15 protein-coding genes and 1 other annotated feature are annotated in these 13880 nt (G+C 40.0%); all 15 genes read right to left on the reverse strand.

Annotated features, from left to right (window positions below):
- Nucleotides 1-22: 22 nt before the first annotated feature.
- The 15 genes from EDD61_RS05075 to hisZ all read right to left on the reverse strand — a co-directional run bounded on the left by EDD61_RS05075 (nucleotide 23) and on the right by hisZ (nucleotide 13401).
- Nucleotides 23-706 (reverse strand): transaldolase family protein, encoded by a 684-nt coding sequence (locus EDD61_RS05075; protein WP_008978777.1) that lies wholly within the window; start codon nucleotides 704-706, stop codon nucleotides 23-25.
- Between the two features lie 14 nt (nucleotides 707-720).
- On the reverse strand, nucleotides 721-1668 hold the full coding sequence (locus tag EDD61_RS05080; RefSeq protein WP_132224364.1) for a glycyl-radical enzyme activating protein: 948 nt from the start codon (nucleotides 1666-1668) through the stop codon (nucleotides 721-723).
- Nucleotides 1631-3979, reverse strand: a complete 2349-nt coding sequence (locus tag EDD61_RS05085; protein ID WP_008689603.1) for a glycyl radical protein — start codon at nucleotides 3977-3979, stop codon at nucleotides 1631-1633. Before EDD61_RS05085 ends, EDD61_RS05080 begins: the two co-directional genes overlap by 38 nt.
- Nucleotides 3980-4111: 132 nt before the next feature.
- Entirely contained in the window at nucleotides 4112-4876 is a 765-nt protein-coding gene (locus EDD61_RS05090) for a DeoR/GlpR family DNA-binding transcription regulator (protein ID WP_017144583.1), read from the reverse strand.
- A 186-nt stretch (nucleotides 4877-5062) separates the two neighbouring features.
- The gene (locus tag EDD61_RS05095; RefSeq protein WP_132224366.1) at nucleotides 5063-5686 is read right to left on the reverse strand and encodes a DUF308 domain-containing protein; all 624 of its coding nucleotides are present in this window, start codon (nucleotides 5684-5686) and stop codon (nucleotides 5063-5065) included.
- A 331-nt stretch (nucleotides 5687-6017) separates the two neighbouring features.
- Entirely contained in the window at nucleotides 6018-6341 is a 324-nt protein-coding gene (hisE, locus tag EDD61_RS05100) for a phosphoribosyl-ATP diphosphatase (protein ID WP_008689607.1), read from the reverse strand.
- Nucleotides 6338-6664 carry a phosphoribosyl-AMP cyclohydrolase gene (hisI, locus tag EDD61_RS05105; protein ID WP_008978782.1) on the reverse strand — a complete coding sequence of 109 codons (327 nt, stop codon included), beginning with the start codon at nucleotides 6662-6664 and terminating at the stop codon, nucleotides 6338-6340. The genes hisE and hisI overlap by 4 nt, the downstream gene beginning before the upstream one ends.
- Nucleotides 6661-7422: an imidazole glycerol phosphate synthase subunit HisF gene (gene hisF / locus EDD61_RS05110; protein ID WP_132224368.1), complete on the reverse strand. Its 762-nt coding sequence runs from the start codon at nucleotides 7420-7422 to the stop codon at nucleotides 6661-6663. The genes hisI and hisF overlap by 4 nt, the downstream gene beginning before the upstream one ends.
- Before the next feature lie 2 nt (nucleotides 7423-7424).
- On the reverse strand, nucleotides 7425-8144 hold the full coding sequence (hisA, locus tag EDD61_RS05115) for a 1-(5-phosphoribosyl)-5-[(5-phosphoribosylamino)methylideneamino]imidazole-4-carboxamide isomerase (protein ID WP_132224370.1): 720 nt from the start codon (nucleotides 8142-8144) through the stop codon (nucleotides 7425-7427).
- Nucleotides 8141-8755: an imidazole glycerol phosphate synthase subunit HisH gene (gene hisH, locus EDD61_RS05120; RefSeq protein ID WP_132224372.1), complete on the reverse strand. Its 615-nt coding sequence runs from the start codon at nucleotides 8753-8755 to the stop codon at nucleotides 8141-8143. The genes hisA and hisH overlap by 4 nt, the downstream gene beginning before the upstream one ends.
- Nucleotides 8752-9333, reverse strand: a complete 582-nt coding sequence (gene hisB, locus EDD61_RS05125) for an imidazoleglycerol-phosphate dehydratase HisB (protein WP_132224374.1) — start codon at nucleotides 9331-9333, stop codon at nucleotides 8752-8754. The genes hisH and hisB overlap by 4 nt, the downstream gene beginning before the upstream one ends.
- Nucleotides 9320-10363 carry a histidinol-phosphate transaminase gene (gene hisC, locus EDD61_RS05130; RefSeq protein WP_132224376.1) on the reverse strand — a complete coding sequence of 348 codons (1044 nt, stop codon included), beginning with the start codon at nucleotides 10361-10363 and terminating at the stop codon, nucleotides 9320-9322. Before hisC ends, hisB begins: the two co-directional genes overlap by 14 nt.
- Nucleotides 10360-11643: a histidinol dehydrogenase gene (gene hisD, locus EDD61_RS05135; protein WP_132224378.1), complete on the reverse strand. Its 1284-nt coding sequence runs from the start codon at nucleotides 11641-11643 to the stop codon at nucleotides 10360-10362. Before hisD ends, hisC begins: the two co-directional genes overlap by 4 nt.
- A complete protein-coding gene (hisG, locus tag EDD61_RS05140; RefSeq protein ID WP_008689615.1) occupies nucleotides 11627-12274 on the reverse strand; it encodes an ATP phosphoribosyltransferase in 648 nt (215 codons plus the stop codon). The genes hisD and hisG overlap by 17 nt, the downstream gene beginning before the upstream one ends.
- Nucleotides 12271-13401: an ATP phosphoribosyltransferase regulatory subunit gene (gene hisZ / locus EDD61_RS05145; RefSeq protein ID WP_008689617.1), complete on the reverse strand. Its 1131-nt coding sequence runs from the start codon at nucleotides 13399-13401 to the stop codon at nucleotides 12271-12273. The genes hisG and hisZ overlap by 4 nt, the downstream gene beginning before the upstream one ends.
- 84 nt (nucleotides 13402-13485) lie before the next feature.
- Nucleotides 13486-13732, reverse strand: a binding site (T-box leader).
- Between the last annotated feature and the right edge of the window lie 148 nt (nucleotides 13733-13880).

Below are 13880 nucleotides of genomic sequence, written 5' to 3' on the forward strand. Positions count from 1 at the left end.
AGTAGGTATTTTTCTTATCTTTTTATTTAGCCGCATCCAGCATCGTACTGTCTTCTCCACACAATGCTTCAAAGTCTTTTGTAAAGACATCAACAGCAATTCTTGCGGCATCTACTTTAATCAAGCCTTCAATAACATCCGGAGCAATCGTACTAGCTCCTAACCCATACTTCGCCAATTCCAGCACCTGTTGGGAATTTTTAAAGCTTGCGGCTAGTAATTCTGTTTTTAAACCGGCCTTCTTCAGCATATCATGAATATCTTTAGCAACCTGAATACCATTGCTGCCAAGATTATCAATACGATTGACATATGGTGCTACATAGGCAGCACCGGCTTTCCCTGCCAAATATCCCTGCATTTGATTATAAATAGCTGTTCCTGTTACATTTGCACCTTCTTTGGCCAACAGACGAATTGCCTTTAAGCCTTCCGGTACCACCGGCACTTTAATAAAGGTATTTTCCCCAAGCACTTCCTGAATCTTATGCGCCTCTACCACCATATCCTCTGCTTTGGCGGAAATGACTTGTACATGTAAATCCGCATCTTTCCCAATGAAAGCACGAATTTCTTTCAATACCTCAAATGGATTGCGTCCAGTCTTTTTCAAAATGGTAGGATTGCAAGTGACCCCATCTACTGGATATACCTCATAAATCTTTTTAATCTCCTTAAGATCTGCGTTATCTACTAAAATTTTCATGTTATTTTCTCTCCTTATTCCTTAATAAATTGTTGGATGCCATGGGTTTGGGCAATGGCATAAAATTGTTCCATTTGTTCATTTGTATACAGCTTAGGATTTTCATCAAAACAATATTCCATATCCAGATAGCTATATTTGGCTTTTGCTAATGGATTGTAATTTAACAGTTCATAGCGCACCTTGGAATAGCAATTGCTGATAAAGGTGGAAATAGCCGCAATGTTGTCTGGTGTAGCGGTAAGTTTAGGAATCAATGGTGTACGTATGGTTACAACATCTTTTTTCTCACTCTGTAACAGAAAGGCGATGTTTTCTTTAATTTGCTTATTGTCAACACCAGTATAGCTTTTGTGCAAAGCACTGTCAAATACTTTCAAATCCACGTAAATCTGATCAAGATATGGCAATGCCTGTTGGATGATTTCCCAATTTGTATAAAAGGAAGATTCAATTGCCGTATGCAGCTGCTTTTTCTTACATTCTTTTAAAATCTCAATCAAAAATTCGTGCTGTAAGAAAGGTTCTCCACCGGAAATTGTAATACCGCCTTCCCTTTGAAAAAAGACTTCATCTTTTAATAGCTCTTCCATCACTTCTTCTACCGTATAACTGCGACTATCAAACTGCATCGCACGGGTAGGGCAGGCATCAACAATGCGTTCCCAATCTTCTTGCGCTTCTCGCTGTAGGCACACATGCTGCTGCTTTATGGTGACACCGCCATGCTTGGCGCATTGTACACAACTGCCGCAATGCAAACATTTGTTTTCCATATATAAGACTTGCGGCTCTTTTTTTAAGCCTTCTGGATTTTGGCACCAGACACAGCGTAAGGGACATCCCTTTAAAAACAGCGTTGTCCGAATGCCCTTCCCATCATGTGTCGCAAAGCGTTTGATATCAAACACATTGCCTCGACATTCAGACGTTGTCATAGCTTGTTCGCGCAATGATTTCATTTTGCAGCTCACCTGCCAATTCGGTAAAATATGCCGTATAGCCAGCCACACGCACGGTCAAAGAACTATATTGTTCCGGATGTTTCTGCGCGGCCAGTAAATCTTCTTTTCGCACCACATTGAATTGTACATGTGGGATTTCTAACGCTACAAAGGAGCGCAAGAAATTCGCAAATTTTTGAATACCGGTGTCTGTCTTAAAGAAGTCCGGTAAGAATTTCATATTTAATAAGCCGCCATTGCTTGTTAAATTGTTATCGATACGAGATACAGATTTCAGCACAGCAGTAGGGCCTTTCAAATCTCTGCCATAGACCGCAGACATTCCACCATCGGCTAAAGGTGTCATAGATAAGCGTCCATCCGCACTGGCACCGACATTTTCTCCCATCGGCACATGCGCACTGACCGTATACATTCCGCTATGATAAGGTCCTTTACGATAATTCGTATAAGAGCGCAGGCGCTCACGAAACTTTCTGGCCCATTTGATACCGAGTTCATCAACCCAAGCAACATCATTGCCATATTTCGGTACACGATTCAATAACATCTGGCGCATGACTTCCTGTCCTTCAAAGTTGTTATATAGTGCATTTTCCAAATCCTTAGCCAAAAGGCGTTTTTCTTCAAAGACTAGCTGTTTGATAGCTGCTAAAGAATCTGCCAAATTCGCTATCTGAATCATCTGAATACCGGATAAATTATAATGTGCACCACCGGCGGTAACATCCATGCCTTGCTTCATGCAATCATCAATAACACTGGACAAAAAAGGTGTTGGAAGAATATCGATATGTCCTTTTTCCACCTGTTCACAACAAGGAATCATGCGATCTTCAAAATGATACAGCATCTTTTCAAAAGCCGCTTCTAATTCTTCAAAGCTTTGATAAGTGCTTAGCGAACCATAATCAGGACCCATCTGTTTACCGGTTAATACATCAATGCCATGATGCAAGGTCAATTCCAATACTTTATTCATATTGAACATTGCCGCATCGCTCCACCCCAGATTATTGCCCTGTGTCGTTAATTCCACACAGCCGACTATGGCATAATCCATAGCATCCTCATGAGAAATACCAAGTTTCTCCATTTCTTGTATAATTGCCTGATCATTAAAGAATTGCGGCATGCCACTGCCTTTTGCCACAACGCGAATGGCATGATGCAAGAGTTCATCTGAAGTATGGGTATGCAAGCGTACCGATAGATTAGGCTGAGGTAAGCCTAAATCTTCTTGTGCATCTAAGAATAGATGAGAAAGATCATTTACATAATCCTTTCCCTGGGCATCTACACCACCAATCGCAATATTGAAGCCAATCGGAAAACCGGCAAAATATTTTGCGCTGTGTTGATTGCGCAAATACACAATCTCATTAAATTTCAGCCATAAACATTCAATAATTTCCAAAGCTTTCTCTTTATCTAATCGTCCTTGTTTTATATCTTTTTCATAGTATGGATACAGTGTTTTATCCAAACGTCCCGGAGAAAAGCTACTAGCATTGCTTTCCATATGCAAAACCACAAACAGCATCCAAACAGATTGAACGGCCTCATGGAAAGATTCAGCAGGTTTTTCGCTCAATTTCTTACAAATCCGCGCAACTTCAAGCATATGTGAGCGATATATTTCATCAGCAGTTGATGCACTTGATACTAATAGATCATGATAGCGCATATAGAATTTCTTTACGCCTTCCATGACTAAGATCACAGCCTCATAAAAAACTTTTTGTTCTTCCTTGCAAACAGCCAATTGCTGTTTTGCCTCCTCTAATAAACCGCTCGGCCCCTTTTCCAACCACTCTTTGACATTGGGACAAATATGCCCCTGGGCATGGTCTGTCTGATTGATTTTTACGACCTTGCCAATTGCGGATATTTCATCTCCACAGCGTTGTTTGACTACATCCTCTAAACTTTTTCCTCGCCAATAGGGAACGATAACCTCACGAAATGTTTTGATATCCTCAGGGCGTACATGAAACTTATCCTGTGGTCTAGTGGATATCGTTTCTAATTCTCGATCTACCCAGGAAATCCCGCTTTCCGGAAAAACAACCCCGTATCGTACACCCTTGGTACGATTCCCGACTATTAATTCTTCCTGTTCTACGCCGATTTCCAATTGACATAACGCATTGTACAAAGCATGTGCACGTTTCATGATGATAGGTTCTTGCTCATGTTCCTTATATGTCTGCGTAATGATCAGTGCCTGTTCAATGCTGACATAACGAGGCTGATGAAGCATTTTTTCATTTAACGTCGTAATTCTGTTGTTTTCCTTCAGATTCATTCACACATCCTCCTTATGCCTTCATTATAGTATAATTTTTCTTATTGTCAATCATTTCTTTATTACTTTTTATTACTTTTTATTGTTTTTCTACAATAAAAAAGCTCTCTGACAGAAAGCTTCTTCTCTATCTTATGCATAGTAAAGCTGAAGATCATGTTCTGCGAATGCCTTACATACGTCTTTTGCTGGTTGTTGATTCGTAATCACTCCGGTAAAGTCTTCCAATTCCGCATAGGTATAATTTCCTAACTGGGTGAATTTCTCTTCCTCACACATCATATAGGAATTGCGGCTGCGCTTAATGATCGCCTTCTTCATCATACCATCGTTTGCCATATAAGTCATTACCGCATTCTCATGTACGTCCACACCAACAACCCCCATGAATGCTTTATCAAAGCGAAAATTTTTCACCATCTCCATAGCCAGGCTACCAATGAAACCATCCCTGCCATAATCCAATTCACCGCCAATGAAAATGACGCTCATATCACTTTTTACCAGAAGGTTCATAACATCCAACATGTTCGTCACAATAGTTATTTTCTTCGTTCCATTATTCAATAATTTCGCAAGCTCTATATTAACTGTAGAAATATCTAAAAAAATGATATCGCCATCCTGGATCATCGACATAGCTTTTTCTGCAATCCGCTGCTTTTCTGCAGTATGCACATGTTTGCGCTGTGCCGCAATCTTGCGATGCACATTTTCTTTTACCATGACTGCCCCGCCATAGGCTTTTTTTAGTTGCCCTTTTTCTTCTAATGCTGTTAAGTCCTTACGAATCAGATCTTCACTTACTTGAAACCGTTCGCTTAGTTCTTTTACACGCACTTTTCCTTTTTCATGCAACTCTTCTAAGATGAGTGATTGACGTTCCTCTACAAACATGATATCACCTGGTATATTGTAATGACTCCTCGCCGAAGTCATGTTTAACAATACCTATTTCCTTTCTGGTAGTTTCCTTTTCTATCAGCATTATACCATGATTTATAAGAAATAATACGAATTAACGTGATAAACTAATAAAAAGCAGGAAAAGAAAATGCTATCCTAAAAAAGAATAGCACTTGTTTATTTGACGATGACATCATTACCATCTATCTGTTCCTGTTGTTTAGCCTCATCACTGGCAATATCCAAAATTTGTTCACCATTTCTTCCATACCGGCGTACGATGCGTTTATAGTATAAGATTGTATAAAAGTTTGCAATCGCATCCAGAATCAATAAAAAGCTGAAACAATTATGTAAGAGTTTATCCTCCATGTTCACTAAGATCAAAACCATACCAATGAGCAAAGGTGCAATAGCAAATCCTAAGTTCACCTTCCATTGTGCATCTTGCAGGCGGAATAAATTCATGGAATATTGTAAACGCAACGTACTGTCTAAGACAACCAAACCACTTAATACGATAGGATAATTATCTACGATCACACTTGGCTTACATGCGACTATCACACCGGCCAACAAATACAAGACGCCGAATGAAAAACTGAATTCATTTGGCTTTAAATAATCTTTCTTAAAGAAATACACCAGTATTTGAAACAACCCGACAAGGGCGACAATGATACCGGCAATCATAAAGAAATTTAAATACTGTTCCTTTGAAATACTGTAGGATAAGACAGAAAATATCAGATAAAAGATTGATAACACTAATAATTTCCAATTTTCAATTTTAAAATTCATAGAACTTCCTCCATTTTCTATTTAGTTTGGCTGCTTTTTGGTTTTCCACAAGGAAAGATAATCGCATAGAAAGAATAACACCGGGATAAAGACGAAGAAAAGAGCAAATATCACAAAGTTTGAAGGCAATGCCAGACTTTTCATCGTATACATGATGATGGTCCCAAAGATTTTGTTACCTTTTTCATAGTAATGCGCCTCTTTCTATCCTTGGCATTATTATATCACATTCTCATGTTTATGATATTTTTATTCAGACACTATTCAATTCACTATGCGATTAAGAAAAAATTAATGCCTCTATGTTGCAGAGACAAAAAAGAAACTGCGCTTACAGTTTCTCGATTGGTTTACGTTCTGCCTTTAAATTATGTGTCTTTTGGCTTCTTTTTGCCAATTCTTCATTCACTTCTTCTAAGGTGATATCCTGATCGACCATCAATACTAACAGATGATACAATAAATCACTAAGTTCATTGATCTTATCTTCTTTTTGTTGCGCAAGCGTCGCAATGATTACCTCACTGCACTCCTCACCAACCTTTTTCAGAATTTTTTCAGTTCCCTTGTTAAATAAATAGCTGGTATAAGACCCTTCTTCTCCATGCGCTTTACGCTCTTTTATGGTTTCATATAAGACATCTAACTCTTTCATAGCTCTTCTCCTTCTACATTCCGATAAAAACAGCTGTAATGACCGGTATGACAAGCTGCCCCTGTCTGTTCTACAAGTAACAGTAATGTATCGTTGTCACAATCCACACGAATATCTTTCACATGTTGGTAATGTCCGCTAGTTTCACCTTTTAGCCATAGTTCCTGACGGGAGCGACTCCAATACGTAGCAAAACCGCTTGTTATTGTTTTTTGCAAACTTTCTTCATTCATATAGGCCAGCATCAACACTTCTTTAGTCGTAACATCCTGTACGATGACCGGTACTAAGCCATTGCCTTTCGCAAAATCAATCTCTATCATAAACGCACCGCAATTCCTCTCTCTTTTAGATAATGCTTGACCTGAGGCACACTCACTTCACCATAATGAAACATGCTGGCAGCCAATGCGGCATCTGCGGCATCTTCATCAAAAACTTCGGCAAAATGCTGTAAGCTGCCACAACCACCGGATGCAATCACCGGAACATCAACGATATCCCGAACCGCCTTACACAGCGCTATATCAAAGCCTTGCTTTGTACCATCGGCATCCATACTGGTTAATAAAATTTCCCCTGCTCCCAATTCTACTGCCTGCTTGACCCATGTTAAAAGATCCAAGCCGGTATCTACTCGACCGCCATTGACATATACATTCCAGCCACTACCATCTTGGCGTTTCTTTCCATCAACCGCTAAGACGATACACTGATTGCCGAAAATGGCAGCTCCCTCCTGAATCAGCTTGGGATTCTTCACGGCTGCTGAATTCAAAGAAACTTTATCAGCACCTGCTAATAACATCTTGCGAATATCCTCAACACTGCGAATACCGCCGCCAACCGTGAAGGGAATAAAAATAGCACTGGCGACTTTTTCTACCACTTGCACCATGGTATCACGCTGTTCATGGGTCGCAGTAATATCAAGAAATACTAATTCATCCGCACCTTGTTCATAATAGGATTTTGCTAATTCTACAGGATCACCGACTTCCTTTAATCCGACAAAATTAATGCCCTTTACCACACGGCCATCCTTGACATCCAAACAGGGGATGATACGTTTTGTATGCATAGCTATTCCTCCTTACAAAGGGTTAATGCCTCTGGTAGTGATAAGGTTTTGGCATACATCGCCTTTCCGGTGATGGCACCATATATACCCAATTCTTTTAAGGCCTGAATATGGGTGATATCCTTGATTCCTCCAGAGGCAATGACGTTAATAGAAACACTTTCCTTTAACTTCTTTAACATTTCCAGATTAGGTCCCATCATGGTTCCATCCTTGGCAATATCGGTTACAATAATCGTTTTTACTCCTAACGCTTGCATTTCTTTTGCAAATGTCAGGTAGTAAAGCTTTGATTCACTTAACCATCCTCTGCCACATACATAACCATCACGACAGTCAATACCAACCGCGATATGTGCTTGATAGCGCTTAATGGCTTGTTTTAGGAAAGTGCGATCTTCAATAGCAGCAGTACCTAAAATAACGCGCTCTACACCATGCTCCAAATAATATGCCACATCCTCCATGCTGCGAATACCACCGCCGACTTCTACCGGGATATGTAAGGAAGCAGCGACCTCACAAATCGGTTGCTGATTACACTTTTCTCCCTTCTTAGCACCATCTAAATCCACCATATGCAAGTATTGGGCACCTTCTTTTTCAAAGGCTTTTGCGAGATCTAAAATATTGTTTCCGACCTGTTCCTGCTTGTTATAATCCCCTTGATACAAGCGCACAGGCTTTTGTTCAATGATATCAATTGCTGGTAAAATGATCATGCAAATTCCTCCTTGAACCAACGTAATATGTTCAATCCATCTTCTCCGCTTTTTTCCGGGTGAAACTGTGCTCCTAAGATATTATCTTTACGTACAAGTCCCGGTATCTTTAAGCTGCCATAGCTGGAATATCCTAAGATATCTTCAGGGCGATAGTTCTGTGCATAATAAGAATGCACGTAATAAACAAAAGGAGCTTGACTCAGCTTATCGAAAACGGAAGCCTTTTGCATTGGTTCTAACAGATTCCAGCCGATATGTGGAATCTTTACATTCGGATCTTGCATTTTTACGATACTGCCTTGTAAAAAGCCTAAACCTTTTGTGTACGTACCTTCATAACTATCTTCAAACAACGCCTGCATACCAAGGCAGATTCCCAATAATGGTTTCTTTTTCTGCAGCACTTCTTCTTGTAGTACAGGCAATAAGCCTAATTCTTCTAAATGTTTCATACAATCGGGAAAAGCTCCCACACCCGGTAAAACCAATTTATCTGCTTGTTGTATTTGGGCTGCTTGATTGGTAATGATGCAGGCAGCGTTCAAATGATGCAAAGCGTTTTCTACACTATGCAAATTGCCCATGCCATAATCAATGATGGCAATCATTCTAACATCCCCTTTGTACTAGGCAAAGCATCCCCTATGACCTGTGTAGCTTGCCCTAATGCGCGTCCTAAGGCTTTAAAGATCGCTTCTACCTTATGATGATCATTGGTTCCATAGAAAACATTCACATGTAAGGTAATTCCTGCCTGAAATGCAAAAGCACGTAAGAATTCTTCTACCATTTCACATGAGAAAGTGCCAATCGTATCGCGTTTTAATTCACAATGGTATACCAGATAACTGCGGCCGCTGATATCCAAGCTAACATTCGCCAAGGTTTCATCCATGGGCAGATTCATAGAGCCATAGCGCGCTATTCCTCGTTTATCCTTTAGCGCCTGCTTTACACAGCTGCCTAAGATGATACCGCAATCTTCAACGGTATGATGATCACATACTTCTAAATCTCCTTTTGCTTGCATGGTAATATCAAAACCAGAGTGAAACGCAAGCAATGTCAACATATGATCAAAGAAGCCAATACCGGTGGCAACAGCAGCCTGTCCGCTGCCATCCAAGTTGACCTTACATTGAATGTTTGTTTCTTTTGTTGTCCGTACTTCTTCAGCCAATCTCATAGGTATCCTCCTTATCAAATGCTACTAGCAAATCTTTTATGCATGCATTTTCTTCTTTACTGCCAATAGTGATACGAAAACTATCATCATTCGCATAATTTCGTATTACGATGCCATGTTCCTGCAAACGTTTTAACATTGCCTGTTTGCGCTGACTGCGGCCATATAAATAATTGGCCTGTGAAGGATAAAAGGTGATAGTTTGCAGATTTGCTAATGCTTGATAGAGCTTATCACGTTCTTCACAAATCGATTGTATCAATGGTTGATATCGTGAAGCATGGCGCAATACAACTGCCCCTATCTTCTGATCAACGCTTGATATATTATAAGGCACAATATGTGGCCGCAAGGTTTGCATCATCGCTTTATTACCAATCAAAAAGCCTAAGCGCACACCAGCTAAGCCATAGGCCTTGGATAATGTACGAGTTACATACAGATTGGTATAATTGCTTGTTTCCTTAAGCATGCTGTCACGTGCAAATTCCGCATATGCTTCATCAATGACAACCGGTATACAAGGAAAAGCATCGACAATCTTTAACAGTTCTTGATTGGACAGGGCATGTCCGCTGGGATTGTTAGGATTTGAAAATAAGATCATATCCACGCGCTGTTCACGCCCTTGTTCAATGAAAGCATCGACATCAAAACGACCATCCGCATCAGTCACAAACTTGACTACCTGCGTTTCTTGCATGCCGGCATAATAATCATACATGGAGAAATCCGGTTGTAAGGTATATAGTTTCTTATCTTTCCCCAGGAAATACTGAATCAGAAACCCAAGCATTTCATCACTGCCATTACCAGCCAATATACAAGCAGCATCCAGTTCCATAACTTTGGCATACGCTTCAATCAGCTCTTTGCTTGTTTCATCCGGATAGCGATGAAAGGAAAGTTTGCTGAGTTCATATAACACTTCCTTACGCAATGCTTCATCAAGATCACAATACAATTCATTTGCATTCAACATGATCTTGCCATTCTCTTTAGGAGGTGCATAGGTTTCTACCTGTTTCATTTCTTCAACCTCACCTTCACGGCATTGGCATGCGCATCCAGATCTTCCTGTTGTGCCATACAAATAATATTATCGCCATATGCCTGAATAGCTTCTTCACTATATTGTAAATAACTGCTCTTCTTAATAAAACTATCTACCCCTAAGGCACTTGAGAAGCGAGCAGTACCACTGGTAGGCAAGACATGATTGGTACCACCGTAATAATCTCCAACACTTTCACAAGTGTAATAGCCTAAGAACACACTGCCGGCATGACGCACTTCATGAAGCAGTTGCATGGGCTGCTTTACCATTAGCTCTAAATGTTCCGGGGCGATGGCATTGGCAATTTCCACACATGCAGATAAGCTTGCACAACAAATCGCTGTACCATAATTTTTTAAGGATTGCTCAACAATTTCGCGTTTCGGCAAGACAGCAGTTTGCTTGACTAACTCTTTATTCACATTCTCCAATAGTTTTGAAGATGTTGTCACTAAGATTGCACTGGCCATTGGATCATGCTCTGCCTGAGATAACAAATCAGCTGCTACATAAGCTGGATTAGCATCCGCATCCGCGATGACTAAGATTTCACTAGGACCGGCAATCATATCAATATCCACTTTGCCATAAACTAGTTTTTTAGCTGCTGCCACAAAGATATTACCGGGGCCAACAATTTTATCCACTTTTGCGATGGTTTCTGTTCCATAAGCTAATGCGGCAATGCCCTGAGCACCGCCAACCTTATAGATTTCTGTCACTCCTGCTAATTTTGCGGCTGCGGCAATATTAGGATGTAAAGTTCCCATCTTGGATGGTGGTGTAATCATGACAATTCGCTTTACTCCGGCAATACGTGCGGGAATGGCGTTCATTAAAACGCTAGAAGGATATTGCGCCCGGCCTCCGGGAACATAGATGCCCACACTATCCAGAGGCAAGACACGCTGTCCCAAATAAATGCCCTTAGCTTTTTCAAGCAGATAGCCATGCTGCTTCTGTGCATTGTGGAAATATTCAATATTCGCTTTTGCCTGCCTCATGCTTTCCACAAATTTTGGATCTGCTTGGGCAGCCGCTTCATTGATTTCTTCTTCCCTTACTCTGTAATCTTCTAAATCAATGCCATCAAACTGTTTGGTATAACGCCTGATGGCCGCATCTTTTTCCTTTTTCACCGCATGTAATATTTCCGTAACCTTTAAGATTACTTCCGTGCTGATATCCTCACTGCGGCTATCTAAGTATTCTCGTAATTTTTCGTGATCGTTTGGATCAATTTGTCGTAACATCATTCTCACCCAAGCTTTCTTTTAAATCCTCTAATACTTGTGAAATTTCTTTTCGCTTTAATTTAAAGCTAGCTTTATTCACAATCACTCTGGCACTGATTTCACATACCGTATCAAATACCACAAGTCCATTTTCTTTTAACGTCGTACCGGTTTCCATAATATCGACAATACCATCGCAGAGTCCTAAAAGCGGTGCCAATTCCACACTGCCATCAATCTTAATCAGTTCCACATCCATGCCCTTCGCTAAGAAATACTTCTTTGCGATATTAGGATATTTGGTGCCGATCTTGACATGTCCAACTTTATCAAAAGGACTTTTTCCTTGTAATCCGGCAACGATAAACTTACATTTTCCGATTCCCAGATCCAGCATCTCATAATAATCCTTATCGCCTTCTAACAGCGTATCTTTCCCAACTACGCCAATATCTGCAACGCCATGCTGAACATACGTGATACAATCATTTGCTTTCACAAGGAAATACTGCACATCTTTTTGCGAATCCTGAAAAACCAGCTGTCTGCCTTTATTTTTCACACTTTCTATCCCATAACCGCTTTTTTCCAACAGTTTGATGGTTTCTTTCTCTAATCTTCCTTTGGTTAATGCAATCGCAATGCTCATCGTACATCCTCCTTAATCACACAGACATCCTCATACGCCTCATCCTGCAACAATTCCACGATATGGTCCTTGCGCAGTTCTTTCGCCTTTTGCAAAGCTTTTACTTTTGCCTTCATTGGATAACATAACCTAACACTTGGCTGCTTCGTCGCTACTTTTTCCAAGACTGGTAATACATAATCTAATTTTACGGAAAAGCCAATTGCCGGCATCGGACTGCCGAATTTTTCTGCCAAGGTGTCATAACGTCCTCCGCTTAAAACACTGGTTCCAATGCCTTCCACAAAGCCTTCAAATAATAAACCGCTGTAATAATTCAAATGTGGTACTTTACCTAAATCAAAGGTAATATGTTTTTCATAACCTAATTCTTTTAATTGATCATATAACTCCTTCAAACCGGCAATGATGGCTCTAAGCTTGGGATGAAAACAATAAGGCAATGCTTCTTTTAACACCTCTACATCCCCACACAACCATGGCAGCTGTAGAAAGAAAGTCTGTACTTCCTCACTCAGCGCTAAAGATTCTAAAAAAGAACTCAATTCACTCATGCTTTTACGATCAATCAAATCAGCCAGTGTTTTTATATCTTCTTCATCTAAATGTAAATCGCTGCATGCGCTATGGAAAAAATTGATATTGCCTAATTCTAAGGTATATGCATCTTGTTTCAGTTTCTCCATGACTTCACATGCACAAACAAGAATTTCCAGATCACTTTCTTCGGCACTCTGTCCCAACAATTCAATACCACAATCGGTTACTTCATTGCGCTTACCGGCAAAAGACTCCTTTACTTTATAAACGTTCGCGCAATACTGAAAACGAAACGGCGGCTTTTGATCCTTAAAACGCGTTGTGGCAACACGAACGATCGGTACGGTCATATCCATGCGAAGTGTTAAAATACGACCATTATGATCAAAGAATTTATACATCGACTCATCTTTTACGTTATCAAATCCAACCTGATATGTTTGGTAAAATTCAATAGATGGAGTAATGATTTCTTTATAGCCGTAACTATCAAATACAGCCTCGATTTCCTTCTGCAATGCTTTTTTTACACTGCATTCACCTAAAATCAAATCTCTTGTCCCTTCTGGTATGGCAAATTTTTTCATGTTTGTTCCTCCCTTGCTATCTTTCTATCCGTATGCATCTAGATGGGGATAGCATGCATCGCTTTATACAAAAAAAGCTTTCATCCAAAGGACGAAAGTTACCTTACGTGTTTCCACCTTAGTTCATTGATGCCTCACAGCACCAACCTCTTCGAGTACCAACATACTCTAGCACGATAACGGGTGCAGGGTCATTTCCGATTTCAGCTACTGAAGTTCCCTGAAACTGCTCCAAGATGTGTTCGTGAATAGTTATGCATATCTTTCTTCCACCAATGAAAGACTCTCTGTCATGTTCCCTAAACCTACTATTTCTTTTCGACGCATTCATATTCTATATCTATCTTACTTCCAAGGAATGTAAATGTCAATCATTATTTTGAAATATTTTCATTTAATCTATGAAATTAATTTACATACTGTATTCCATTTACTTCCTTTACCTCCCCTTTAAACCATAAAATGATGTTTCTACGAAT

It is taken from the genome of Longicatena caecimuris (assembly GCF_004341945.1).
Taxonomy (GTDB): Bacteria; Bacillota_I; Bacilli_A; order Erysipelotrichales; family Erysipelotrichaceae; genus Longicatena; species Longicatena caecimuris.